The following is a 23288-nucleotide window of genomic DNA, read 5'->3' as shown; positions in this document are numbered from 1 at the left end:
CCCGGTCGGCAGCGCCCGGGCGGGAGCGGCGGCCGGACCGGGCGCCGTTCAGCGTCGCCCGGCTAGTTTCCTCGGTGGACGCAGAAGAGCTGGTCCTCGGTGCCGTTGGGGGAGCGGTAGGAGACGATCGCGGGGCCGGCGCCGCTGAAGTGGTCGGCCAGGCGGGTGTCCGTGGTCCAGCTGTTGCCGTTGAAGCGGGTCCACCACAGGCTGGCATCGCTGCCGCCGCGGTGGACGCAGTACAGGTGGTTGTTGAAGACCGCGAGGGCGGGGCCTTCCTTGCTGTAGTGGTTGGGGAAGGGCTTGTCCTCGGTCCAGCCGCCCTCACTGCCGGGGTCGTACATGGTCCACCACAGCTTGCCGTCGGCGTCCCCGCGGTGGACGCAGTACAGCTTGCCCTGGAAGACGGCCAGTGCGGGGTTGGACTTGGTGCGGTGGTTGGTGAACTTCTCGTCCTCGCTCCACTTGTGCGAGGTGTCCATCACCGTCCACCACAGGTGGGCGTCCTCCACGGCGCGAGCTTGGGCACCTTGGGAACCATGCGGCCGATCTCCTCGGTGATGTCCGCGACCGAGTCTGCGGCCTCGGCGTTGAGATGGATCTCAACGCCCCACCACCTCGCCACCGGGTTGACCTCGATCCCCCACGCCCCAAGCCGCTCCGGCAGCTCCTCGATCTCCTCCTGGTCCGCCTGCGGCAGAGCGGCGACCTGCTCGCTCCACCACTGGCGGACCTGCGCCATCTGCTCATCGGCGATCCGCTGGGCTTCCGCCGCGCTCACCGTGTACCGCGGCGCGGGCTCCTGCCCGTCCGGGCCGTAGCCATCGGCAGAGACCGCGGTCGCCGCCTCCGCCTCCGCTTCGGCGGTCTTGCCTGCACTCACAATCGGGCTCCTTCGACCTGGGGTGCGGCTGCCAGCCGGCCACACCCCACCAGCCCTTCCAACCCGCAGCGACGACCACGCCCCCACCCCCCGAACAGACAGGCGCACGCCGGAGCGTGTGCACGACCCCCGCACGCCCGGCCCAGCCCGGCCCGCAGGCCGCGTTCAGCGCACCGGGCCCACAGCCGACATAGACAAGACTCCAGAGAAAGCACCAGGTCAACGTCTTGCGGCGCCACCCTGCACGCCAACTCACATGCACGATCCGACAGATGTAGTGCTCATCCGACAGATCCAGCGCTCAGTCACAACAACTCGCACACCTCGCCAGGCGGTCCTCCAGGACTTCCTATTCGGCGACGGTGCGGAAGGTCGCTCCGATTGCGGCGTCCTTGTAGCCGGGGCGGAGGGTGTAGATATGGTCGCCCAGGCGGAGGCGGAGGGTGTCCCAGTTCCCGAGGACGTGTTTGTCCTCACCCTGCCGGGATTCGTTGAGGAACTCCTCGACGGGGGCACAGCGGGAGTCCCTCACCCCGATGACCCTGAAGATCTCGCCCGCCAGGAAGAACTGCATCCGGATCGCTCCGGCCGGCAGGCCGCCGTCGTTGAGCACGAGGCCGAAGACGCCGCTCTTCGACTGGTCGGGGCGGAGCAGCGGCACGTCGCGCGCGCCCGCCTCCAGGGTTCGGACGCGGTCGCTCGGAATGTCCGCGAGGAACTCGCCCGGGCAGGCGGAATCGGCGGCCGACGCGGTCGGGTGCGAGGTCGGGGACGGAGTGCTGTCGTCGGGCCAGGGGCCGACGACGGCGAGGGCCAAGAGCGCGGCGCCGATCGCGATGAGTGGCAGGCCGGCGCCGAGTGAGCTGACGCGCAGCGTCTGGCCTCCGACGGTCGCCTCGATGGTGCCGCCCGGGCGGTCCGGGAACCGCAGGAGAACCAGCGCCCCGAAAACGAGCAGGCCGCTGCCGGCCGCGAGGAGCACGATCAGAACGGGCATCCTTCACGCTATCGGAGCGGGCCGGAGATCCGGACGACCCACAGCGTGGGGGCGGCGCCCGTGCCCCGTTGGGCGGTGGCGCTTCGCGAGGGCCTGTCGGCTTCGGCGGACCCGGACCAGCAGCGGGTGGCTTTGGTCACGAGTCTTGGTTCTCGTGACCAGAGCCAGACCCGGCACGGCCGGACGCCTTCGTACACCTGGGAGAACCTTCACACTCGGCCGCGAACTCCAGACCGCGGTCGATGCGTGCGCGCCCGGGGACGGCGCCGCATGGGGACACGGCCGGGTCGTGGACCATCGCCATGCGCATCGCGGTGAACAGCGTGGCGGAGTCGAAGCGACGGCGAACCGCTCGGGCAGGTCACGCCACGGAGCCCCGGTCCGCAACCGCCACAGCACACCATTGACCACCTGCCGGTGATCACGCCACGGCCGACCACGCCCATCCACCTGCGGCAACAAGGGCTCTATCCGCTCCCACGCCGCGTCCGTCAACTCACCTCGACCTGCCACAAGATCAATTATCAGACAGGCCTTAGCGGAGGCGTCATTCCACCTGCGCGGTATTCCCGGCCACGGGCTCCGGCGTGGCGGTCTGGGAGGGGTGTTGGCGTGGGTGGGTGGCGAGGGCTGTGATGGCTCCGGCGGTGGCGATTGCAGACAGCAGGGCGAAGAGGGGCGCATAGCCGCCGAGCGGAGCGGCCAGCAGTGCTCCGGCGAATGGTGCGAGGGCTGCTGCTGCGTGGGCGGGTGCGCCGAGGAGTCCGGAGAGCCTGCCGTAGTGGGCGGTGCCCCAGCGGTCGGTGACGGCGGTGGCCTGGAGGAGGGTCAGGTTGCCGCGGACGATCCCTGCCAGCACGGACAGCACGACGAGGAGGGCGTAGGGGCTGGGGGTGAAGGCGAGGGCTGCAGTGGTGAGTCCGCCGAGGCCGACGAGGGTGGCGGTGCGGGTGATGGTGCCGGTGTAGCGGGCGAGGGTGGCGTAGAGGGTGCGGCCGAGGGTTTGTCCGGCGCCTCCGAGTCCGAGGGCCCAGGCGGCTTGGGTGGTGGTGTAGCCGCGTTCGAGAAAGAGAGGGACGAGGGTGATGACGGCGGCGTACATCGCGAACGCGGACAGGGCGAAGGTCGCAGCGAGCATCCAGAACGCCCGGCTGCGTACGGCGGGGTCGGGTCCGGCGGCCGGATGGTGGAGGCCTTCGGGTGCTGGTGGCCAGGGGGCGCGGAGGGCGAGGGCATGGGCGGGGATGGTCAGGGCGGCGAGGATCGCGGCGAGGACGGCGTAGGTGGTGCGCCAGGAGTAGTGGTCTGCGAGGACGGCGGTCAGGGGTGCGAAGACGGTGGAGGCCAGTCCCCCGGCGAGGGTGACGATGGTCAGGGCCCGGATGTGGTCGGGGGCCCACCAGCGGGTGAGGGCGGCGAAGGCGGGCGGGTAGAAGGTGGCGGCCATGGACGCGCCGGCCAGGAGCCATCCGGCGGTGAAGACGGCGAGGTTGGGGGCGGCGGCCACGATGAAGAGGCTGAGCGGGCCGAGGACGGAGCCGGCCGTCATGACGGCGCGGGGGCCGCGGAGGTCCAGGACGCGGCCGACGTAGATCCCGACGACCGCGGAGACGATGAGTGCGGCGGAGAACGCGGCCGTGGTCAGGCTGGCGGGCCAGCCGGTGGTGTCGGTGATGGCTGGGTTGAGGACGGGGAAGGCGTAGTAGAGGACGCCCCAGCTGGTGATCTGCGTGACGCACAGGGCGGGCAGGACGGCGCGTGGCCGCGACCGGACGCCCGTCCCGGCCACGGCCACGCTGGCTTTGGTATTCGGCATGCCGGTCAGCAGCCGCCGGTAGAGACGGCAGCGGGCGCGCCGATGGTAAGGGTGGCCGGGGCCGCGCAGCAGCCGCCGTCGCTCTGCTCGGCCGCCTCGGGCTGGTCGAAGAGGCCGGCCCCGCCGCAGACGCCGGTTTCGGGGAGGGTGAGCTCGACGCGCTCGGCGGCCTCGTGGTCGCCGGCGAGGTGGGCGGCGATGGAGCGGACTTGCTCGTAGCCGGTCTTGGCCAGGAAGGTCGGGGCGCGGCCGTAGGACTTCATGCCGACGAGGTAGACGTCCTTCTCCGGGTGGGAGAGTTCGCCCTGGCCGTGGGGGTAGACGGTGCCGCAGGAGTGCTGGTTGGGGTCGATCAGCGGCGCGAGGGCGAGGGGGGCCTGGAGGCGTTCGTCGAGGCCGAGGCGGAGTTCGTCCAGGAAGGTCAGGTCGGGGCGGAAGCCGGTCAGCACGATGACCTCGTCCACGGCGTCCAGGCGGCGTCCGTCCTCGCCGACCAGGACCAGGCGGCCGTCGCCGTCCCGCTCGAAGGCGTCGGTGCGGAAGCCGGTGACGGCGTCGGCGTAGCCGCCGTCCACGGCGGCCTTCGCGGCCAGGCCGAGGGCGCCGCGGGCGGGCAGTTGATCGGCCTGGCCGCCGCCGAAGGTGGAGCCGGAGATCCCGCGGCGCAGGATCCATGTGGCGTGCGTGCCGGCCCCGTCGTCCCTCTTGGCCAGGTCGGCGAGGTAGGCGAGAGCGGTGAAGGCGGAGGCGCCGGAGCCGATGACGGCGGTGCGCTTGCCCGCGTACCGGGCCCGGACGGCGGGGTCCTTCAGGTCGGGGACGCGGTGGGTGATGCGGTCGGCGGCCGCGTTCTCGCCGAGGGCGGCGAGGCCGCTGGCGCCGGCGGGGCCGGGGGTGGACCAGGTGCCGGAGGCGTCGATGACGGCGCGGGCGAAGAGCCGCTCCTCGCGGCCGTCGCCGGTTTCGGTGTGGACCACGAACGGCTGGGTGTCGCGGTCGGCGTCGACGATGCGGTCCCGGCCTGCCCGGGAGACGCCGGTGACGCGGGTGCTGTACCGGACGCGGTCGCCGAGGGTGTCGGCGAGGGGCTGGAGGTAGAGGGCGGCCCAGTCGCCGCCTGTGGGGTAGGTGGCCGGGTCGGGCCGGGTCCAGCCGGTCTGCGCGAGGAGCTTTTCGGCGGCGGGGTCGACGACTTCGCCCCAGGTGGAGAACAGGCGCACGTGCGACCACTCGCGGGTGGCCGTTCCGGCGTGGGGGCCGGCTTCGACGACGAGGAAGTCCAGGCCGCGCTCGCGGAGGTGGGCGGCGGCGGCCAGGCCGGCGGGGCCGGCCCCGATCACGACCACGGGCAGCTCGGTGATGGTCTCGCTCATGACGTGTCTCCGGTGTTCAGGGGCAGGTGGGTGGATGGGGTGCGGGTCAGCAGCAGCCGGCGCCGGTGGCGACCGCCTCGCGCTTGGCCTGCGGGCCGCAGCAGGTGCTGGCTGCGTCCGCGTCCTCGCTGGTGCCGCAGCACGGGGAGGACTGGGCAGGGGCCGCCTCGGCGACGGGCTGGACGGGGGCGGGGCCGCAGCAGGAGGCCGCGGGTTCGGTGCGGTCGTGGGTGGTGGGGGTGGCCTGCTCGTTCATGACGACTCCTGGTGTTTCGATGTTTGTCTATGGCTTGCGTGATCAGCATGACACCTGTATCGATAGACGTCAACATAGACATTTATCTAATTCTTGGGGGTTGTGATGGAGCACGTGGAAGCCGTCGTCATCGGGGGCGGGCAGTCGGGCCTCGCGGCCGCGCACGCCCTGGCCGGGGCGGGGCTGAAGCCGGTGGTGCTGGAGGCGTCGGGGCGGGCCGCCGGGTCGTGGCCGCGCTACTACGACAGCCTGACCCTGTTCTCGCCGGCCCGGTTCAGCGCGCTGCCCGGCCTGCCCTTCGGCGGGGACCCGGACCGCTACCCGCACCGCGACGAAGTGGCCGGCTACCTGGACCGCTACGCCGCCCGCCTGGACGCCGAGATCCGCACCGGCAGCCGTGTGGCCGAGGTCGCGGCGGAGGAAGGCCTGTTCCGGATCAGCCTGGAGGGCGGGGCCGGCCTCACGGCCGGCGCCGTGGTGGCCGCGTCGGGGAGCTTCGGCAATCCCCACCGGCCGGCGCTGCCGGGCCTGGAGTCCTTCACCGGCCGCGCCCTGCACGTTGCCGACTACCGCACCCCCGAGGCGTTCGCCGGGCAGCAGGTCGTGGTGGTGGGGGCGGGCAACTCCGCGGTCCAGGTCGCCGCCGAACTCGCCCGCACCAGCCGCACCGTGCTGGCCACCCGGGCGCCGGTGAAGTTCGCCCGCCAGCGCCTGCTGGGCCGGGATCTGCACGTCTGGCTGACCCGCACGGGCCTGGACGCCGCCCCGCTCGGCCGCCTGCTGCGCACCCCGCCGGCCCAGCCCGTCCTCGACGACGGCCGCTACCGTGCCGCGCTCACAGCGGGCCTGCCCGAGCACCGGCCGGTCTTCACCGGCCTCGCCGGCGACATGGTCACCTGGACGGACGGGACGGTGGAGAAGGCGGACGCGGTGATCCTCGCGACCGGATACCGGCCCCACCTGCCCTACCTCGCCCGCCTGGAGGGCGTGCTGGACTCCGCCGGGCGCCCCCGGCACCGCGACGGCGCCTCCCTGGCCCACCCGGGGCTCGCGTTCGTGGGGCTGGAGTGGCAGCGCAGCCTGTCCTCGAACAGCCTGCGCGGTGTGGGCCGGGACGCGAGCCGGGCGGCCCGCCGCATCGCCGCACACCTGGCCCGAGCCCGTTGGTGAGCCCGACCTACCCGACTGATTCGACATGTGTCAACATAGACGTATGTCGAATGTGAAGGTCCTGCCGCTGCTGGAGCCCGACGTCGTCGCGTGCTGCCCTCCGCTGAACGAGCGCCCCATGTCCGCGGACGAGGCCGAGGTCGCGGCGAAGATGTTCAAGGCCCTCGGCGACCCGGTCCGCCTGCGCCTGTTCTCCGCCGTCGCCTCCCACGAGGGCGGAGAGGCGTGCGTCTGCGACATCTCCGACGTCGGCGTCTCCCAGCCGACCGTCTCCCACCACCTCAAGAAGCTCAAGGAGGCCGGACTGCTGTCCTCCGAGCGCCGCGGAACGTGGGTGTACTACCGGGTGGAGCCTGCCGTTCTCGCAGCCATGGGTGCGCTCCTGGCCGGCGCCGCGAAGGCGGCGGCGTGAGCCAGGTGCGGATCGAGGCGCTGCTGCCTGAGCACGCCGATCAGGTCCTGGCGATCTACCAGGCCGGGATCGACGAGGGCAACGCCACCTTCGAGACGCGGGCGCCGGAGTGGACGGCGTTCGACAAGGCGAAGATGCCCGGCCACCGGTTCGTCGCCCTCGATGGCGACGGGCGGGTGCTGGGGTGGGTGGCGGCGAGCGCCGTCTCGGACCGGTGCGCGTACGCGGGCGTGGTCGAGCACTCCGTCTACGTCCACCCCGACGCCCGCGGCCGGGGAGTCGCCCGCGCACTCCTGGACGCCCTGATCGCCTCCACCGAGGCCGCCGGGATCTGGACCATCCAGTCCGGGATCTTCCCCGAGAACACCGCCAGCCTCGCCCTCCACCAGCGCGCCGGCTTCCGCGTCATCGGCACCCGCGAACGCATCGGCCGCCACCATGGCACGTGGCGGGACGTGATCCTGCTGGAGCGCCGCAGCACGCTCGTGGAGTGAACGACGAGCGGACGGCTACGCGTCTTCGACAACGGCCGCGTCCGCCGTCGTGCGGTCCCACGTCTCGCGGTAGACGCGCAGGTCGTCCTCGGTCAGCTCCAGGTCTCCGTGAACGCGGACCACGCTGGTGTCCCACGGCCGGGTGCCGTCGTGTCGCGGGGTGAGCAGGACACCGATCGCCGAGGACTCCTGGCGGCGGCCCGTTCTGATGGAGACTTCGTGGTGCCTGAGCTGCACGAAGGCCGTGAAGGCGACCTGGATGTCGCGCCCGAAGCGGGTGGCGGCGCCGACGATGAGCTGCTGGGCGAGGGTCTGGTCCAGCACGCGCCGGAACCGCCATGTGACGTGCTCGGCGTGGACCTCGGGCACGTCGTGGAGCATGTCCAGCAGCAAGTGGCCCCACTCGGCGCGGGCGGAGACGGGCAGACGGTCGAGGTCGGACAGGACCGTGAAGCGGTTGGCCTCCGTCAGCAGGCCGTCCAGAGGGCTGAGCGCCACGTCCTCCAGCACCAGGCGGACCATCTGGTGGGCGCGGGTGCCGTCGTCTCCGGCCGGCGCTTGCGGGAGCAGGGGCGCGGAGAACAGCGTCCCGCCCGCGCCGATGCGGTCGGTGTCCATCTTCGCGGGCTGCGCCTCGGCATCGGCCGCGGCGAACTCGTAGTAGCGCACCGGTTCGTCACCGAGGGGCACCGGGGATTCAGCGGCAGCCCGGGAGAGGTAGTCGAGCACGGCGGTGGTGGAGCGCAGCTGATCGCAGAGGAAGTCCCAGTCGCGTCGGGTGAGCGCGATGGCGGGCACGCCCAGGGGCGCCCAGGAGGCCACGCCCCCCCTCCGGAACCCGTGGGTGGTCGAGCAGGAACACGGCGATCCACTCGAACGCGTTCCCGTCCACGAGCAGGGTCCTGCCGCGCCCGTTGACCATCTCGGCCGGCAGCAGGCGCAGTTGCCGGACGGTGCCCTTGGCCTGGTGCATGGCCTCGGTGGCCACCTTCTGAATCCAGACGGCTTCGCGGTCGTCCGACTTGGGGGTGATCGTGCGGGCCTTGACCTGAACCATCGCGCCACGACCGCCGGCCGACAGCAGGCAGTCGCCCTGCTCGCGCACTCCTGAGCCCTTCGCGGCGTGGGCCGCCTGCCGGAAGACGAAGTCGGGCATGCCCCACGCCGCCGGCTGTCGGCGGTGCAGGGATTTTCCGATTCGCCTGTCAGCGGATCGGCAGGGCGATCTCCCGAGCGGCTTCGCGGGCGGTGCGGCCCACGCCGATCAGGGTGGCGGATGCCGGGCCGGTCCAGTCGCCGTAGCCGAGGAAGTGCAGCCGCGGATCGTCGGCCGCGCGGGTACCGACGGTGGCGATGCGGCCGCGGGTGCCGCGTAGGCCCAGGCCGGCGAGGTGTGCGAGGGCGGGCCGGAAGCCGGTGGCCCAGATGACCGCGCCCGCGTCCTGGCGGGTGCCGTCCGCCCATTCGGCTCCCGTCGCGGTGAGGCGGGTGAACATCGCGCGGGCGGTGAGGAGTCCGGCGTCGCGTGCGGCGCGGACCGGGGGCACGGCGACGATGTCGCCGAGCGAGGCGACGCCGCCGGTGTCGGGGCGGCCTTCGTCGAGGGCCCGGCGGCGGGCGGTCGCCGCGTCGAAGAGGGACCGGCCGTCGATGTCGTCGGCCAGGTACCGCGGAGGGCGCCTGGTCACCCAGGTGACCTCGGCGTGGCCGGTGAGGTCGGCGGCGATCTGCGCGCCGGAGTTGCCTCCGCCGACCACGATCACCCGCTGTCCGGCGAACTCGGCCGGGTTTGCGTAGTGGACGGTGTGGAGCTGGCGGCCCGCGAACTCCCGGCGGCCTTCGACGGCTGGGAGGAAGGGCCGTGTCCACGTGCCGGTCGCGTTGATCACCGCGCGGGCCCGCCAGACACCGGCGTCCGTTTCCACGCGCAGCAGACGGCCCTCGTCCCGCACCGCCTCGACCTGCACGCCGTGCTGAACGGGGAGTTCGTAGCGCTCCTCGTAGTCCGCGAGGTAGGCGGCCACGTGCCCGGCGTCGGGGTGGGGCTGTCCTTCCTGGAGGGGCATGAGCCGGCCGGGCAGAGAGGAGTAGGCGGCCGGGGAGAACAGTCGCAGCGAGTCCCACATGTGCTGCCAGGCCCCGCCGGGTGCCGCCTGGGCGTCGAGGACGACGTGCTCGGTGCCGAGGCGGCGCAGGTGGTAGCCGGCGGCGAGCCCGGCCTGGCCGCCGCCGATCACCACCACCTGAGTGCGCTGTGTCATCGGGGCGAGGGCTCCCCGGCGCTCTGGTCCTGCTTGGTGTTGGTGAAGATCAGGGCGACCAGGCTCAGGCCGGCGACGGCACCGAGCAGCTGCATGGCGATGAATCCCGCGACCGAGGACGGGGCGATCCCGGCGAAGGTGTCGGTGAATGCGCGGCCGATCGTGACGGCGGGGTTGGCGAAGGAGGTGGAGGAGGTGAACCAGTACGCGGCACCGATGTAGGAGGCGACCGCGACGGGGGCGAACCGCAGCCGATCGGTGCGGGCGAGACCGAAGATCAGCAGGACCAGGCCTGCGGTGGCCACCACCTCGCCCAGCAGGAGGTTGCCCGCCGACCGGTCGTGCGTGGACCACTTCACCAGCGGCTGCCCAAACATCGCGTCCGCCAGGATCGCGCCCGCGATCGCACCGGCGATCTGGGCGGGGACGTAGACGGCGAGCTCGCGGCCGGTGACGCCCGGGCCGCCGCGGCGGGCGGTCCACCACTCGGCGAGGCTGACCGCGGGGTTGAAGTGGGCGCCGGAGACCGGGCCGAGGAGAACGATCAGGACGCCGAGGCCGAAGACGGTGGCGGTGGAGTTGGCCAGCAGCTGCAGCGCGACGTCGTCGGTCAGCTCGGTGGCCTGGATGCCGGAGCCGACCACGATCGCGACCAGAGCGGCGGTCCCGACCAGCTCGGCGGCCGCCCGGGCGAGGAGCGGCTTGCTCGGAGGGGACGCGCCCGGTGCGGGCTGCGGCGCCGGGCCGACGGCTATGGCGTCACTCGTGGCGGGTTCGGTGGCGGTCAAGGCGGAGTTCTCCTCGGGCAGGTGCGGCAGGACGCGGAAGGTCAGGGGCAGGACCGCTTGAGGTTCGCCTCGGCGGTGGCACGCGCGGTTTGGGCGAGGCCGGCGAACTGGCCGGCGAGCGCCTCCAGGACTTCCGGGCGCAGGCGGTAGTAGATGAACCTCCCGCACGGCTCCGTGTCCACGACCCCCGCCTCGCGAAGCACCTTCATGTGGTTGGAGAGGTTCGTCTGCTTCGCGCCCGTCTCCTCCACGAGGTGGGTGGTGCACAGCGTCTCCTGCGCGAGGAGAGTCACGATCTTGAGCCGGAGCGGGTCGGCCAGCACCCGGATCAGTTCAGTGTCGACTGACGTCAGCATGCGCTGATACTGTCACATCATCCGAGGCTGATGCCAGCCTGAACTGAACTGTTTGGCCGATGCGCGTCTCGTCCCCCCGGCGTGCCGACGGCCGCCCGCTCACGAAGGAAGAGCCGATGTCCGCCACCCCGCTCGCGTCCGTGCTGTTCGTCTGCATCCACAACGCCGGGCGCTCCCAGATGGCCGCAGGCTTCCTGCGCCACCTCGCTGGCGACCGCGTCGAGGTCCGCTCCGCCGGATCCATGCCCGGCGACCGGATCAACCCCTCCGCCGTCGCCGCGATGGCCGAACTCGGCATCGACATCTCCGACCAGACCCCCAAGGTCCTCACCCCCGAAGCCGCACAGGCCTCCGACTACATCATCACCATGGGCTGCGGCGACGCCTGCCCGTACTTCCCGGGCAAGACCTACCTCGACTGGCAGCTCGAAGACCCCGCCGGCCAGGGCGTCGAAGCCGTCCGCCCCATCCGCGACGAGATCAAGACCCTCATCGAGGGCCTGATCGCCGAGATCGACACCAAGCAGCAGGCATAGCCCAGGCCGCCCCAGCCAACGCCCGCACGGCGACGCCATCGACGGCCTGCCCCACCGAAGACTCCGGTGAGGCAGGAGGGTGGGCGATTGCGGTGCGTTCGACTGCGTGGGCGAGGTTGTCCCACAAGTGCCGCGCGTCGGCGACCTGCTGTGCCTGCGGTGCCCCGGCGTTCGCAGCTTCGGCGTAGGCGCCGGCCCGGTCCTGGCAGATCACCTCGATGCCTGGATGAGCTGCCAGCCAGGCGACCAGGGGCGCTCTCCCGCCCGGGGAGCAGGTCCAGGACGCGATGGGAGTCCAGATTGACGAGCACGGTGCCATACCGTCGGCCCCGGCGGGTCGCGAAGTCGTCGACGCCCAGCACACGGGGCGCAGTCGGCGCCGGGTCGGGTGTCGCCATGACCACGTTGAGCAGGGTGGTTCTGCTGATCCGGATGTTCGGGACGGCCGCCAGCCGGGCGCCGACCCGCCCGGCCAGGGCCAACGCGATCGCCTGCACGATCTCGGCGAGGACGACCGTGCGGCGGCCGTACCTCACGGTCAGATCGGCTACCTGCCCGGCGAAGGTCCGACGAGTGCCGCACCGGGGCGCACAGGACGGCGAGTGAGAGCACGGCCAGGGGCAGACCCGCTCAGGGGGCTCCCTGCACCGCAACGGCTACGGCCGTGCTGCCCGTCGCAAGGGCAAGTAGTCGATCAACGGTGGTCCTTCGCCGGTCGACAGGCAGGGCAGTCCGTGCGTCATGACGCGGCTCCGCTGACCCCGCCGCCGGCGTCGAGGCGGGTGATGCGCCGCTGCGCGGCGAAGGCGGCGGCCGGATAGCGCGGGTCGGGCCGCAGGGCGTATTCGCGCAGGCACGCTTCGGTGAACTTGATGACGTGCTCGTCGCCGTGCTCGGCGGCGCGGGCCCCCAGCTCGTCCAGTGGGGGCAGATCCGGTATCTCCGACTGCCAGGCCGCCCTTCCCTCGTCGCGCCGGTCCGAGGTGAAGGCGAGCAGGAACGCCGACTGCACCTGCCAGAGCCGGGCCAGCGTCGGCTCGTGCAGCTCGTGCGGTAGATGAGGGAGTACGAGGCGGACGGCGGCGGGGGCCGTGACGCCGTGGATCAGCGGGACGGGGTACACCTCGGGGTGGCCGAGATAGACATCGGCGAACTGGACCGTCATCTCGCTCAGCAGCCGGGGTGCCTGCTGCGGTGCCAGCGTCTCCAAGGACTCGCCGTAGCCGGGAAGTTCGGCGAGCGTGTCCAGGCGGTGGCGGGCGGTATCCGGCCCCAGCGGGCCGTCGAGCGGTACGCGGGGCAGCGTGGCGACCGCTTCGTGCAGCTCGTGGGGGCCGTGCAGTCGCGGGCGGCCGGGGAGTTCGCTGTAGCGGGCCGCCCAGTAGGCCAAGCCCCGGGCCAGTTCCTTCAGCTGGAGCGCTGTGGTTCCGTCGCCGGTCGCGTACAGGCCGCGTACGGCGTGCGCGGTGCGGATGACCCCGTGCGTCAGACCCGCAAAGAGCCCTGGAAGCAGACGGGGCCACCAGCGCACGAGCACCTCGCGCCAGTGCGCCTCGGCCAGCTCGCGGACGAAGAGCCGCTCCCAGTCCCCGGCCCGCCGGAAAGTGCCGAGGGCGGGACGCCACGAGGACTCGTCCGCGGGGTCCAGGGCGAAGCGGGCGGCGGGGGGCTCGTGGTGTTCCATCGCCTCCCGGTAGCGCCCTACCCACCGGGCAACTTCGTCCACTTGTCCGAGCAGGGCGAGTGCCTCGGCGCCCATCGGGCCGTGGTTGGCGAGATCCACCCCCTGCCCTCGCTCGTACCCCAGGTCGTCCATGCGTTCCAGGGCGTCATTGAGGGCATCGCTGTAGCTGATCGACGGCATAGGAGAATCCTTCGGCTAGCCAAACAGTTTGGATATCAGAACCATATACACTTGTAGCATGCCGCAGAGCGAGAACGCCGGGAAGGCGTCACGGAAGCCGAACCCGGACGAGCTCGAAGTCGCCGGTCTCGTACCGCTGCTGGAGCCGTTCTTCCGCGGTTCGGTCGTACGGGATCTGATGCCAGAGCCCTTGCGAGGCGCCATGGAAGCGCATGGCCTGACGCCGCGCCACGGCGCCGTACTGCCCCAGTTGCTGGCCGGACGGCCACTGACCGTCAGCGAGATCGCCCGACGGCTTCAGGTGTCACTGTCCACCGCCAGCGAACTGGTCGGAGCCCTGAGCCGGGCCGGCATCGTGGATCGGGCCGAGGATCCGACGAACCGCCGCCGCGTCCTGGTGTCCTTGGCCGAGGAACACCGCCTGCCGCTCGAAGCCTTCATCGTCCGGAGGACCGAGCCGCTGCTACGCGCGCTGGAGGGGCTGTCGCCCGACGAAAGGGCGGGATTCCTGACAGGGCTCACGGCCTGGGTCCGCGAAGTGCAGAAGTGAGCGTGTCGTGCGCGCTGCCGCGGGCGAGCGCTGGATGCCGAAGCCGGCACCGAGAGGTCTAGGCAACATAAAAGCCCCAGGTCACCTTGTGTTCCAGGGCCTGTGTGATGTTGCGATCAGTCGGCGGCCCTCAGGAGGTCGTCGATCCAGATCATTGCGGCGCGGAGGTGGAGGCCGGCGAGATAGCTCTCGGGCGCCTTGTCGCAACGGGTGGCGATCCCTCGCCAGGCCTTCAGCTTGTTGATCAGGCGCTCGACGGTGTTCCGCTCCTTGTAGAGATCGGCATCGTGGCTGACGGGCCGGCCGCCCCTTGCGCCCTCCTTCTTCCGGTTGGCGGCCTGGTCCTTCTTCTCCGGGATGACCGCCTTGACGTTCCCCCTGCGCAGGTAGGAGCGGTTGCCGCGGGACGCGTAGGCCTTGTCCGCGGCGACCGCGCCGGGCCGGGTGCGGGGATGGCCGGCGGGCAGACGAACCCGCACCCTGCCCAGCACGGGCATGAACTGCGGGCCGTCCGCGGCCTGCCCCGCAGTCAGGACGAAAGCGAGCGGACGGCAGCTGCGGTCCGCAACCAGATGGACCTTGCCGGTCAACCCGCCCCAGGACCCGCCGAGCAGGGCTTCCTTCAGCCGGAGCTTGCGGCGCCGTCGGACGCGTCGACGCTCGTCCTGTCCGCTCTGCTCCTCCGGGCCTCCCCCTTTTGCCCAAAGCCGTGAAGTCAAGGGTGTTTGCACCACCGGGGCCCGCTGGAGCGGCCTGCTCGTCGTCGCGACCGACGGCACCTACCTCGACTACCTCGACGTACCCGATGAGCCCGCCACCGGCAGGCCCTGGGCAAGGGCTCCAACCAGTCTGACCGCCCTGTTCCCGTGCAGCACCCGTGCCGTCATCGATGCCGCCTTCGGCCCCCGCGCCCAAGGTGAGACCGCTCATGGACAGCGTCCGACATGCTCCCTGAACCCCGGCGTGATCGTTCTGCTGGACCGCGGCTTCGCCACCAACGCCTTCCTCCAAGCAGTCGCCGCCACCGGCGCAGCCTTCCTGTTCGGCTCTCCGCCATCCGCAAACCCCCCTGTCCTGCGCCGGCTGCCCGACGGTCCATTCCTGTCGAGGATCGGCCCAGTAGACGTCCGCATCATCGAGTGCGAGATCACCATCGCCACCACGGCAGGGACCCACACCGGCGTCTACTGCCTGGCGACCACCCTGCTCGATACTCGCGCCCATCCGGCATCCGAGCTGGTCAGGCTCTATCACGAGAGGTGGCGTGGTCTGCTCGCTCATGCTGCGGCCTCTCGTTCCGTCGGGGCTGGTGTGGGTGCGGGCGGCGCGGCGTAGTTCGACGCCGCCGGCCCGCCAGCCGGTGGTCCGGACCCTGCGCCCGGTGCCACCAGCAGACATGCCGCTACGGCCACGGCCGGAACCCCCTTTCTCTGGGGGTGGATCGGCTGTGGTGTGACGTGGGGTGAGGTGGGTTCGTTGAGCTCTCGGGACTCGTTCTCGGGGGGTGTGGCTCTGCGGCGGGTTGTTGCACGACTCAAAGCAGGAGTTACTGATGCGGGCGTTTCCCGTAGTGATGCCGTCCGGGGCGACGTACTGGACGGTCCTTGATGACGACCTAGAGGTCGTCCCCGTCGCCGATCACTGGCTGCGGAACCTTCGTTTCGGCCGTGACCGAGCCGAGCTGACGACGAAGTCGTACGCTGGCGGGGTCGCCCTGTACTTGAGGTGGTGCAGGTCTACGGGTCGGCAGTGGCCCGATGCAGGCCGGGATCTGGGCCTGTTCATGGTCTGGCTGAAGTACACCCCGGCTGCCCGGGACGGGGTGGTATCGGTGGTGCAGCCCGGTCCGGGGGCTTCCCCGGTGCGGGGAGAGCGGCGAATCAACCGGGTGCTGGTCGCGGTGCGGGGGCTGCTGTCGTACGCAGTCACTGCTGGTGAGGCACCGCGTGGGGTGCTGGGGCAGATCTACGAGCTCGCCGACAGCCGAGATCTCCCGGCAGAGGCCACGGGCGAAGACGGAGGTCTGTTCTACCGGCTGCGACCAGTTCACCGTCTTCGGGAGCCGGTCGCCGAGGTGGACCGGGCGGCCGACGCCGAACTGGTGGCGATGTTCGTCGCGTGCCGCAGCGCGCGGGACCGGCTGGTCGTGCTGCTGCTCGGGCGGGTGGGCCTGCGGCGCGGCCAGGCCGCCGGACTGCGGCGCAGTGACGTGCATCTGCTGCCGGACTCCCGAGCACTAGGCTGCGAGCACCCAGGGGCGCATGTGCATGTGCGGCGGCGGGAGAACTCCAACGGGGCCTGGTCGAAGTCTCGGCACTCGTGGGTGGCGCCGCTGGACTTCCTGACGGTGTCGGCGTTCGACCTGTATTACGAGGAGCGGCACCGGCTGCGGGGAGATGGGGGCAGCGACTTCCTGCTGGTGAATCTGTTCCGGGTGCCGCTGGGGGCGCCAATGTCGCCGGAGGCGATCGGGGAGCTCTTCGAGCGGCTCGGAGCACGGGCAGGGCTGGGCCGACGGGTGGGTCCGCATATGGCCCGGCGGGCGTTCGGGTCGAACGTTGCGGACGCGGGCGGTACGCCTGACGAGGTGCAGGCCCTGCTGGGGCAGCGGAGCCCAGACTCCTCGGGGCCTTACCGGTTTCCTGATCCGGGCCGGGTGCGGGCGGCTGTCGAGCGGGTCCCGACTCCGCGTGCCATCGGCGGGCAGGAGGAGAGCCGGTGACGGCCGAGACGGTGCCCGTGTGGCCTGCGGTCGAGACACCGGCGGGTGATGCGCGCTTCGAGGAGATCGTTGACGCCCTTGATCCTAAGTTCCTGGAGATGCTGGGCTGGTGCTGGAAGCGCCGGGTGATCACCTTTCCCCGAGTGCATCCGGTGATCGGCCTGGCGGACTGCCCAGTACCGAATTGCCCGCTGGCCATCACGGTCTTCACGCACCCGATGTGCCGAGGCTGCGTAGAGCGGTGGAGCAAGACCGACCTGCCGTTGGAGGAGTTCCGCCGCATTCCGAAGACCGTCTCCACGGGTGCGGGGCAGCAGCCGTGTGCTGTTTCCCGGTGCGAGCGGCCCCGGGACACCGCCGCCGCCATGCTGTGCGCGACGCATCGCCTCCAGCGGACACAGGCGCTGGGCGGGATCGGGCTGGAGGAGTTCTTGGCTCACCCGCGGGTCGTGGGCCTTGCCGGGTTCGGCCCGTGCCTGATCGCCGCCTGTTACCTCGACCGGGTCGGCAGCAAGCATCCGTATTGCAAGACCCACACGAAGCGCCTGCGCGTGATCCGTAATGAACCCGGGTTCGACGAGGCATGGTGGCGGCGGACGGAGAGGGCGATCTCCCCCACGCGGGAGGTGAGCCTGAGGGGTCTGCCGGACCGGCTGGTCGCCGAGGCCCTCTACGCGTTGTGGTCCCGGGTCGAGAAGGGCTACAAGCTGCGGCCCGAGTGCCTGCGGCCGCTCTACGACCGGCTGCGCGTTCTGCAGCCCAGCAGCTTGGTACGGGTGGCCGACCCTGAAGCGGTGGGGTTCGGCCGTGAGCAGGCCACGATGATCCGTGCTGCACAGGTGGCGCTTGGCCGGTTGAACAGCACGCCGGAGACGGAGCGGGTCAAGGACGTGTGGGACATGGCCGTGTTCGGGCACACGAGCACGGTGCCGTTCACCGCGATCACGCAGTCGGCGCTGCGGGAGGCGATGAAGGTTTGGGTCTACGCCGATCTGCCGCGTCGCCGCAACAAGAACGCCGTTCACCACGCCCGCGCGGTCGTGGCGGCGGTGGCGATGCTGTCCGAGAGCCTGCGTCTCCAGCGCCCGGATCGCGGGGAGGACCCGGCCGGGTGGGGTCGGGGCGACATCGTCGCGTTCACCAACCGCATGGGACACCTGACCGCGAGCGGGAAGCTGAGCGCGTCCCGGCGTCTGGCATTCACCCGGTTCGTCCGCCGGGTCCTGCTCCGGTTTCGCACCCTGGGCCTGGCCGGGCCGGGCGGTCTGTTGGAGGGCATGCCGGTCGACTTCGCCCTCTGGCCGGAGGACATGCCCGACGAGCCGGAGGACACCGAAGCCGGCCGGGACCTGCCCGAGGAGGTGATGCGTGTCCTGTGCGCGAACCTCGACCGTCTGGAGGCAATGAGCAACACCGAGACGCGCGTGGCGACCGAACTCCTCATCGACACCGGTCGCCGCCCCGACGAGATCTACACCCTTGCCCTGGACTGCCTGGACGCGGATCCCGACGGATCCCCAGTCCTGATCTACGACAACCACAAGGCCTACCGGCTCGGCCGCCGCCTGCCCATCGGCGGCGAGACCGCGGATGTAATCCGACGCCAGCAGCAACGCGTCCGCGCCCGCTTCCCCGACGTCGCACCAGCCCGCCTGAAGCTGTTGCCGCGGCCGAAGACCAATCCCGAGGGCACCAAGCCGGTCAGTGACATCGCCAGCGCCCACCGAAAGTGGGTGGACTCGCTTCCAGACCTCACCGTTCCAGTCATCACCACGGAGGCTGGCACCCGGGTGACGCACCTGGTGCCGTTCGACAGAGCACGCATCTTCACCTATGCCTACCGGCACTGCTACGCCCAGCGGCACGCCGACGCCGGGGTGCCGCCGGACGTCCTCAAGGAACTGATGGACCACCGGCTCATCACCACCACCCAGGGCTACTACCGCATCGGCGCCGAGCGGCGCCGCGAAGCCGTCGACCGGGTCACAGCCCTCCAGTTCGACCGGCACGGCAACCGGGTCTGGAGGGAGGCGCAGAGCCTGCTGGACTCCGAGCACGTGCGCCGCGCGATCGGGGAGGTCGCCACCCCGTACGGGGTCTGCCGCGAACCCTCCAACGTCGCCGCCGGCGGCCACGCTTGCCCGCTGCGGTTCCGCTGCCTGGGGTGCGAGCACTTCTCCACCGACGTCTCCTACCTCCCCGACCTTCAAGCCCACCTCGCCGACCTGCTGCGCAGCCGGGAACGGCTGATGTCCGCGTTCGAGGCCGACGAATGGGCACGTACCCAGGCCATGCCCTCGCAGGAGGAGATCAGCCGGGTCCGCCGGCTCATCAACCGCGTCAGCTCCGACCTCGACCAGCTCACCGCCGAGGACCGCGCGCAGATCGAACAGGCCGTCACCCTCGTGCGCCGCTCGCGCACCGTCCACCTCGGCATGCCCCGCGTCGGCCAACCCCTGCCCGACGTCCGGCCCTCAAGGATCCACACGTCGTGACCACAGCCATGAACGACGGCCGCCAGGCCGATACCGAACGCCGCCGTGCCCGTGTGACGCGCGCGATCACCACCGCACGGCGCGACGGAAGCCCACTGACCGCCTCAGCCATCGCCCGCGCCGCCCGTGTCGACCGCACCTTCCTCTACCGCCATCGCGACCTCCTCGACGCGCTCCACACCGCGGCCCACGAACCGGCCAAGCAGCCGGGGAACGGGCCCGTCGTGACCCGTGCATCGTTGCAAGCCGACCTGGCCAACGCGACCGCGCGCAGCGCACGTCTGGCCGCCCTCGTCCATCAGCTCGAAGTGCGCCTGTCGAAAGCACTCGGCGATGAAGCCTGGAAGGCATCCGGGCTCGGGGCACCATCCGATGTCGCTGAGCTCCACAGCCAGATCACCCGACTCGAACAACGCAACGTCGAACTGACCCGGGCTCTGGAGGAACGTGATGTCGAACTCGGCGCTGCCCGAGCAGCCAACCGCGACCTCACCCGTGCCCTGAACCAACGTGGATGACGGTGCCCGGAGCCGCCGGACTCTGACCCGGCACTTCCGCATTCACAGGGCCAGAGTTCGGCGGTCCAGGCCCCCACGTACCTGGTCGGACGCAGCTACGGCTGAGGCTTTGGATGCCTGTGGCCGCTACCTCTCAAGCTCGAAGAGGTATCAACGGTTTGTGGGAACCGGGTCAGTGCGTGCGTACGCCGTCGATGGCGATCGACAGCAGGAGGCTTGCCTCGGCCGGGCCGTCAGTCTCTTGCTCGGTGGCCAGCGCGATGGCGCCGACGAGCTTCAGCAGTGGGGCAATGGTGATGCCGGCGCGCACGGCACCTGCCGTTTGAGCGCGTGCGAGGAGGGCGTCTCCGGCGGCGGTGATCATGTCGTGGCAGGTTTCGCCCAGCCCGGGGTCGCCGTCCCGCATCAGCGAGGCCCCCAGGCCCCGGTTGGCCACGGCGTGCGCGCCGACGGCGTGAAGCCAGGTGGTCAGCGCCTGTCCGGGGTCGGGTTCGGCGAGGAGGCGGTCCGCTTTCGCGCACAGGGCCTCCACCCGGTCCTTGAAGACCGCCTCCAGGAGTGCCTGCCGGGAGGGGAAGTGGCGGTGCAGGGTGGCCGAGCCGACTCCGGCACGGCGGGCGACCTCCTCCAGGGAGGCGTCGGCGCCGTGCTCGGCGATCACGGCCCCGGCTGCGGCCACGATCTTCTCGGCGTTGCGGCGGGCGTCGGCGCGCATCGGCCGACCGGGCGGGGCGGCGGCGTCCTTGAGCACGTGCACTCCTGACGGCTTGATAAACGGGGTGGTCCTCCATATCGTAGCGAACGAGAAACGGAGGGCCACCCCACTTACGGGGCGCTCCGTCTGGACTCGATGGAGATGACCGTGAAACTGACGAAAAAGACCGTCGTGGTGGCGGGTGCGACCGGCCTGCAGGGCAGAGCGGTGACCCATCACCTGCTCCGCGACGGCTGGCAGGTGCGCGCACTGACGCGCGACCCGGATGGCCTGCAGGCCACAGAGCTGGCGCAGGCCGGCGCACAGGTGGTCCAAGCGCAGATGGAGGACGTCGCCTCACTGACCGCCGCGGCCGAGGGCGCCTGGGGGTTGTTCAGTGTCCAGCCCACCGTCGGCTCGCCCGGCACCGCCCCGGACTTCTCCGCCGACGACGAGGTCCGCTGGGGAGTGAACGTCGCCGAGGCCGCGCACGCCGCGGGCATCGGGCACTTCGTCTTCACCTCGGTCGCCGAAGCGGACCGGCACCTTGAGGAGAAGCTGCCCGTGAACCTGGTCAGCAAGTGGCGGATCGAGCAGCACATCGCCGCGCTCGGCCTGCCCGCGACGATCCTGCGGCCGGTGTCCTTCATGGAGAACTTCACCGGCGGATACGCGCTGCGGAACGGAAGCCTGTCCACCGGGCTCGCGCCGGAGGTCCCCCAGCAGATCATGGCCGTCGACGATGTCGGCGCAGTCACCGCGCTGGCGTTCTCCCAGCCCAAGGGGTGGATCGGTCGGGCCGTCTCCCTGGCCGGGGACGAACTCACGCCGGTTCAGATCGCATCGGCCATCGGGGAGGCACTCGGCATGCCCCTGCCCTACGTTCAGATCCCGATCGACGCGATACGGGCCCTGAGCGAGGACTTCGCCTACGCCAACGAGTGGCTCAACGGACACGGCTACCGCGCGGACATACCCGCCACCCGGGAGATCCACCCCGGCACGATGGACTTCCGCATGTGGCTGGAGCGCACCGGCGCGTCCCAGATCGCCGCGTTCCTCGACTCCGCGGACACCACCGGGCAGGAGGGATGAGCGCCCGCGCTCACGACCTCGGGCGCGTCGGAATCTGGGCGGCGGACTTCGACTACCTCTCCGCACCCGAGGTCCGTAAGGCTGCAGGCATGGTCGAGGACCTCGGCTTCGGCACACTGTGGTTCCCCGAGCTCACGGGGCGCGAGGCCATGACACAGGCCGCGATCCTCCTGGCCGCCACCCGGCACATCACCGTGGCCTCCGGCATGACCGACATCTACGCCCGCGACCCGGTCACGGCCGCCGCCGCGCAGCGCACCCTGGAGGAGGCATTCCCCGGACGGTTCCTGCTCGGCCTGTGGGAGAGCCACCCCAGCCTGGCCGAGGACATCCGCGGCCACCGTTCCGGCCCGGCTCTGGCCACTATGCGTACCTACCTCGACGCACTGGACAACGCCTCGTTCGGGCTACCGAGCACGGCCGCCTCACCGAACCGGGTAGTAGCAGCCCTGGACCGCGACATGCTCGTGCTCGCCGGCGAGCACGCCCGGGGCGCGACGGTGCTTGGCATGCCCGTCGAGTACACCCGGACAGCCAGGAACGTCCTCGGAGACGACGCCCTGTTGGCCGTGACACAGCTCTGCGTGCTCAGCTACGACCGCGCGGACACCGCCAGCCTGGCCCACACCGCCGCCGCAGCCGCGCTGCCGAACCGCCGCGACCTGCTGCGTGGAATCGGACACGCAAACCCGGACGCGCTCGACAGCCATCTGGTCGACGCACTGGTAGCCCACGGCCGTGCCGAGGACATCGCCCGCCGCGTCGAAGAGCACTTCGACGCCGGAGCCGACCACGTCAGCCTCCACCTGGTCACCACCACACCCCACGCCCCGCCCGTACGGCAGTGGGAGCAACTCGCCGTGCACCTACCCGTCTGACCCGTCACGCCCGCACAGGCACACGGCACGAGCACGGCGCCTTGAAATCGGCCAGCTCAAGGTCACTCGCATCAGCGATAGCGCCACACCTGTCGCACCGGCTAGTGTTCACCACACCATCGCTGAGCTGCATAAACCACCATCACCGCGGCTCACACCACAGAGCCTCCCCCAGAGAACTCGCTCTGCGCGTCGTGCCAGCAGGCCCGGCAGGAGCAGATCGCCCGCCCCTGACCGTGACCGAACCCGCACCACCACCCGTACCGATCACGCGTCTCCTGCCGGACAGGCAGGAGATCGAGCGCGTACGGCTCTACGAAGGCCAGCAGCTCGACACCGGCTTGTCGATGTATCGCATCGGCGTCCCGCTCTGGCAGACCGCCGCCAGCGGCGGCGCCGAGCCGGTCGAGTACGCAACGTGGGTGACCTCCGCGCAGCTCCGCCCCCTCCCCGGCGTCGACCTGGACGCCGTGCCCACACGCCGCCGGCCAGCGACCGGCCCCACTGTGGCGGTGCCCGCCGCACCCTGGGCATGGGTCCTGGACGGCCGCACCCGCGCCCGGGCCGCCACCGTGCACGCCGCAGGGGTGCCGGCCGGGCACGACAGCGTGCACCGGATGCGACGCCGCCGACACCCGGTACCCCACGACGACTCGGCCGCCGATTAGGAAGTGCGAACAAGTCGCTGTGTAGAGCAATGCCGGCGAGGTCGTCCGTGGTACGAGCAGCACGAACAAGGACGTCAGGAGCGCGATGAGCCGGATATGGGTGGGGATCGACAGCGGCAAGGGGCACCATCACGGCCTCGCCCTGGACGCGGAGGGCAAGACGCTGTTGTCGCGGCGGGTCGCCAACGACGAGCCCGAGCTGCTGAAGCTGATCGGGGATGTCCTGGACCTGGCCGACGGCCGCGAGGCCACCTGGGCGATCGACATGACCGGCGGGGAGCCCGCGCTGCTGCTGGCCCTGCTCGTCGGCCACGGCCAGGAGGTCCTCTACATGCCCGGACGCCTGGTGAACCGGGCGTCCGACGGTTACCGCGGCGAGGGCAAGACCCAATACCGGGAAGTTTAGGTTCGCCATCGTCGTGTTCGGTCGGTGGCTGTGGTGATGGTAAAGGTGATCTCCGC

The 23288-nt window shown here is 71.2% G+C and carries 25 protein-coding genes and 3 pseudogenes; 14 read left to right on the top strand and 14 right to left on the bottom strand.

The window, feature by feature from the left end:
- Nucleotides 1–62: 62 nt before the first annotated feature.
- From ACIQUT_RS34350 to ACIQUT_RS34320, 7 genes and pseudogenes are all read right to left on the bottom strand, one after another.
- On the bottom strand, nt 63–512 hold the full coding sequence (locus ACIQUT_RS34350) for a hypothetical protein (protein ID WP_403568840.1): 450 nt from the start codon (nt 510–512) through the stop codon (nt 63–65).
- Nucleotides 482–883, bottom strand: coding sequence for a hypothetical protein (locus ACIQUT_RS34345; RefSeq protein WP_403568839.1), 402 nt, complete (start codon nt 881–883; stop codon nt 482–484). Before ACIQUT_RS34345 ends, ACIQUT_RS34350 begins: the two co-directional genes overlap by 31 nt.
- A gap of 349 nt (nt 884–1232) precedes the next feature.
- Complete coding sequence (locus ACIQUT_RS34340) at nt 1233–1880, bottom strand: hypothetical protein (protein ID WP_403568838.1); 648 nt, start codon at nt 1878–1880, stop codon at nt 1233–1235.
- A 345-nt stretch (nt 1881–2225) separates the two neighbouring features.
- Nucleotides 2226–2393 (bottom strand): annotated as a pseudogene (locus tag ACIQUT_RS34335) (transposase); the annotation flags it as partial.
- A gap of 34 nt (nt 2394–2427) precedes the next feature.
- The gene (locus tag ACIQUT_RS34330; RefSeq protein ID WP_403568836.1) at nt 2428–3696 is read right to left on the bottom strand and encodes an MFS transporter; all 1269 of its coding nucleotides are present in this window, start codon (nt 3694–3696) and stop codon (nt 2428–2430) included.
- Nucleotides 3697–3701: 5 nt separating this feature from the next.
- Nucleotides 3702–5069, bottom strand: coding sequence for an FAD-dependent oxidoreductase (locus tag ACIQUT_RS34325; RefSeq protein WP_403568834.1), 1368 nt, complete (start codon nt 5067–5069; stop codon nt 3702–3704).
- Nucleotides 5070–5115: 46 nt separating this feature from the next.
- Nucleotides 5116–5325 carry a hypothetical protein gene (locus tag ACIQUT_RS34320; RefSeq protein ID WP_403568833.1) on the bottom strand — a complete coding sequence of 70 codons (210 nt, stop codon included), beginning with the start codon at nt 5323–5325 and terminating at the stop codon, nt 5116–5118.
- A gap of 105 nt (nt 5326–5430) precedes the next feature.
- Here ACIQUT_RS34320 and ACIQUT_RS34315 point away from each other — a divergent pair, with 105 nt between their 5' ends.
- The 3 genes from ACIQUT_RS34315 to ACIQUT_RS34305 are packed head-to-tail and all read left to right on the top strand — an operon-like array spanning nt 5431 to nt 7401.
- The gene (locus tag ACIQUT_RS34315; RefSeq protein WP_403568831.1) at nt 5431–6495 is read left to right on the top strand and encodes a flavin-containing monooxygenase; all 1065 of its coding nucleotides are present in this window, start codon (nt 5431–5433) and stop codon (nt 6493–6495) included.
- A 43-nt stretch (nt 6496–6538) separates the two neighbouring features.
- Nucleotides 6539–6907, top strand: coding sequence for an ArsR/SmtB family transcription factor (locus tag ACIQUT_RS34310; RefSeq protein WP_403568829.1), 369 nt, complete (start codon nt 6539–6541; stop codon nt 6905–6907).
- Nucleotides 6904–7401, top strand: a complete 498-nt coding sequence (locus tag ACIQUT_RS34305; protein WP_403568827.1) for a GNAT family N-acetyltransferase — start codon at nt 6904–6906, stop codon at nt 7399–7401. Before ACIQUT_RS34310 ends, ACIQUT_RS34305 begins: the two co-directional genes overlap by 4 nt.
- A gap of 15 nt (nt 7402–7416) precedes the next feature.
- Here the strand turns inward: ACIQUT_RS34305 and ACIQUT_RS34300 are convergent, their stop codons facing one another.
- A complete protein-coding gene (locus ACIQUT_RS34300) occupies nt 7417–8223 on the bottom strand; it encodes a hypothetical protein (RefSeq protein ID WP_403568826.1) in 807 nt (268 codons plus the stop codon).
- 22 nt (nt 8224–8245) lie between these two features.
- Between ACIQUT_RS34300 and ACIQUT_RS34295 the strand changes: the two genes are divergently transcribed.
- A complete protein-coding gene (locus tag ACIQUT_RS34295; protein ID WP_403568824.1) occupies nt 8246–8512 on the top strand; it encodes a hypothetical protein in 267 nt (88 codons plus the stop codon).
- Nucleotides 8513–8606: 94 nt separating this feature from the next.
- Here ACIQUT_RS34295 and ACIQUT_RS34290 read toward each other — a convergent pair whose 3' ends face one another.
- The 3 genes from ACIQUT_RS34290 to ACIQUT_RS34280 are packed head-to-tail and all read right to left on the bottom strand — an operon-like array spanning nt 8607 to nt 10806.
- Entirely contained in the window at nt 8607–9662 is a 1056-nt protein-coding gene (locus ACIQUT_RS34290; protein ID WP_403568822.1) for an ArsO family NAD(P)H-dependent flavin-containing monooxygenase, read from the bottom strand.
- Entirely contained in the window at nt 9659–10450 is a 792-nt protein-coding gene (locus ACIQUT_RS34285) for an aquaporin (RefSeq protein ID WP_403568820.1), read from the bottom strand. The genes ACIQUT_RS34290 and ACIQUT_RS34285 overlap by 4 nt, the downstream gene beginning before the upstream one ends.
- A gap of 41 nt (nt 10451–10491) precedes the next feature.
- Entirely contained in the window at nt 10492–10806 is a 315-nt protein-coding gene (locus tag ACIQUT_RS34280; protein ID WP_403568818.1) for an ArsR/SmtB family transcription factor, read from the bottom strand.
- Nucleotides 10807–10922: 116 nt separating this feature from the next.
- Here ACIQUT_RS34280 and ACIQUT_RS34275 point away from each other — a divergent pair, with 116 nt between their 5' ends.
- Nucleotides 10923–11342 carry an arsenate reductase ArsC gene (locus tag ACIQUT_RS34275; protein WP_402380251.1) on the top strand — a complete coding sequence of 140 codons (420 nt, stop codon included), beginning with the start codon at nt 10923–10925 and terminating at the stop codon, nt 11340–11342.
- A 739-nt stretch (nt 11343–12081) separates the two neighbouring features.
- On the opposite strand, the gene ACIQUT_RS34270 is transcribed toward ACIQUT_RS34275, so the two are convergent.
- Entirely contained in the window at nt 12082–13206 is a 1125-nt protein-coding gene (locus ACIQUT_RS34270; protein ID WP_403568816.1) for a hypothetical protein, read from the bottom strand.
- Between the two features lie 58 nt (nt 13207–13264).
- Here ACIQUT_RS34270 and ACIQUT_RS34265 point away from each other — a divergent pair, with 58 nt between their 5' ends.
- Nucleotides 13265–13756, top strand: coding sequence for a MarR family winged helix-turn-helix transcriptional regulator (locus ACIQUT_RS34265; RefSeq protein WP_403568815.1), 492 nt, complete (start codon nt 13265–13267; stop codon nt 13754–13756).
- Nucleotides 13757–13872: 116 nt separating this feature from the next.
- On the opposite strand, the pseudogene ACIQUT_RS34260 reads toward ACIQUT_RS34265, so the two are convergent.
- Nucleotides 13873–14454 (bottom strand): annotated as a pseudogene (locus ACIQUT_RS34260) (IS5 family transposase); the annotation flags it as partial.
- 265 nt (nt 14455–14719) lie between these two features.
- Between ACIQUT_RS34260 and ACIQUT_RS34255 the strand changes: the two are divergent.
- From ACIQUT_RS34255 to ACIQUT_RS34240, 4 genes are all read left to right on the top strand, one after another.
- Complete coding sequence (locus ACIQUT_RS34255; RefSeq protein ID WP_403568813.1) at nt 14720–15091, top strand: hypothetical protein; 372 nt, start codon at nt 14720–14722, stop codon at nt 15089–15091.
- A gap of 217 nt (nt 15092–15308) precedes the next feature.
- Complete coding sequence (locus tag ACIQUT_RS34250; RefSeq protein WP_403568812.1) at nt 15309–16478, top strand: tyrosine-type recombinase/integrase; 1170 nt, start codon at nt 15309–15311, stop codon at nt 16476–16478.
- A complete protein-coding gene (locus tag ACIQUT_RS34245; RefSeq protein WP_403568811.1) occupies nt 16475–18973 on the top strand; it encodes a hypothetical protein in 2499 nt (832 codons plus the stop codon). Before ACIQUT_RS34250 ends, ACIQUT_RS34245 begins: the two co-directional genes overlap by 4 nt.
- On the top strand, nt 18970–19491 hold the full coding sequence (locus ACIQUT_RS34240; RefSeq protein ID WP_403568809.1) for a hypothetical protein: 522 nt from the start codon (nt 18970–18972) through the stop codon (nt 19489–19491). The genes ACIQUT_RS34245 and ACIQUT_RS34240 overlap by 4 nt, the downstream gene beginning before the upstream one ends.
- Before the next feature lie 172 nt (nt 19492–19663).
- On the opposite strand, the gene ACIQUT_RS34235 is transcribed toward ACIQUT_RS34240, so the two are convergent.
- On the bottom strand, nt 19664–20242 hold the full coding sequence (locus ACIQUT_RS34235; RefSeq protein WP_403568807.1) for a TetR/AcrR family transcriptional regulator: 579 nt from the start codon (nt 20240–20242) through the stop codon (nt 19664–19666).
- 111 nt (nt 20243–20353) lie between these two features.
- Between ACIQUT_RS34235 and ACIQUT_RS34230 the strand changes: the two genes are divergently transcribed.
- The 4 genes and pseudogenes from ACIQUT_RS34230 to ACIQUT_RS34215 form a co-directional block, all read left to right on the top strand.
- Nucleotides 20354–21280, top strand: coding sequence for an NmrA/HSCARG family protein (locus tag ACIQUT_RS34230; RefSeq protein ID WP_403568805.1), 927 nt, complete (start codon nt 20354–20356; stop codon nt 21278–21280).
- Nucleotides 21277–22158 (top strand): LLM class flavin-dependent oxidoreductase, encoded by an 882-nt coding sequence (locus ACIQUT_RS34225; protein ID WP_403568803.1) that lies wholly within the window; start codon nt 21277–21279, stop codon nt 22156–22158. The genes ACIQUT_RS34230 and ACIQUT_RS34225 overlap by 4 nt, the downstream gene beginning before the upstream one ends.
- Nucleotides 22159–22394: 236 nt before the next feature.
- Nucleotides 22395–22826: a hypothetical protein gene (locus ACIQUT_RS34220; protein WP_403568801.1), complete on the top strand. Its 432-nt coding sequence runs from the start codon at nt 22395–22397 to the stop codon at nt 22824–22826.
- Between the two features lie 85 nt (nt 22827–22911).
- Nucleotides 22912–23226: pseudogene (locus ACIQUT_RS34215) on the top strand (IS110 family transposase); the annotation flags it as partial.
- Nucleotides 23227–23288 lie beyond the last annotated feature (62 nt).

The sequence above is a fragment of the Streptomyces sp. NPDC090445 genome (genome assembly GCF_044769385.1).
Taxonomy (GTDB): domain Bacteria; phylum Actinomycetota; class Actinomycetes; order Streptomycetales; family Streptomycetaceae; genus Streptomyces.
The sequence above is the reverse complement of the archived record's forward strand: the minus strand, read 5'-3'. Positions and strand labels throughout refer to the sequence as shown.

Excerpts from the sequence above, each read along its gene's own strand:
- ACIQUT_RS34250 (WP_403568812.1), top strand. The coding sequence starts at position 15,309 with ATGCGGGCGTTTCCCGTAGTGATGCCGTCCGGGGCGACGTACTGGACG.
- ACIQUT_RS34325 (WP_403568834.1), bottom strand. The coding sequence starts at position 5,069 with ATGAGCGAGACCATCACCGAGCTGCCCGTGGTCGTGATCGGGGCCGGC.
- ACIQUT_RS34275 (WP_402380251.1), top strand. The coding sequence starts at position 10,923 with ATGTCCGCCACCCCGCTCGCGTCCGTGCTGTTCGTCTGCATCCACAAC.
- ACIQUT_RS34270 (WP_403568816.1), bottom strand. The coding sequence starts at position 13,206 with ATGCCGTCGATCAGCTACAGCGATGCCCTCAATGACGCCCTGGAACGC.
- ACIQUT_RS34320 (WP_403568833.1), bottom strand. The coding sequence starts at position 5,325 with ATGAACGAGCAGGCCACCCCCACCACCCACGACCGCACCGAACCCGCG.
- ACIQUT_RS34290 (WP_403568822.1), bottom strand. The coding sequence starts at position 9,662 with ATGACACAGCGCACTCAGGTGGTGGTGATCGGCGGCGGCCAGGCCGGG.
- ACIQUT_RS34315 (WP_403568831.1), top strand. The coding sequence starts at position 5,431 with ATGGAGCACGTGGAAGCCGTCGTCATCGGGGGCGGGCAGTCGGGCCTC.
- ACIQUT_RS34330 (WP_403568836.1), bottom strand. The coding sequence starts at position 3,696 with ATGCCGAATACCAAAGCCAGCGTGGCCGTGGCCGGGACGGGCGTCCGG.
- ACIQUT_RS34310 (WP_403568829.1), top strand. The coding sequence starts at position 6,539 with ATGTCGAATGTGAAGGTCCTGCCGCTGCTGGAGCCCGACGTCGTCGCG.
- ACIQUT_RS34265 (WP_403568815.1), top strand. The coding sequence starts at position 13,265 with ATGCCGCAGAGCGAGAACGCCGGGAAGGCGTCACGGAAGCCGAACCCG.
- ACIQUT_RS34225 (WP_403568803.1), top strand. The coding sequence starts at position 21,277 with ATGAGCGCCCGCGCTCACGACCTCGGGCGCGTCGGAATCTGGGCGGCG.
- ACIQUT_RS34340 (WP_403568838.1), bottom strand. The coding sequence starts at position 1,880 with ATGCCCGTTCTGATCGTGCTCCTCGCGGCCGGCAGCGGCCTGCTCGTT.
- ACIQUT_RS34280 (WP_403568818.1), bottom strand. The coding sequence starts at position 10,806 with ATGCTGACGTCAGTCGACACTGAACTGATCCGGGTGCTGGCCGACCCG.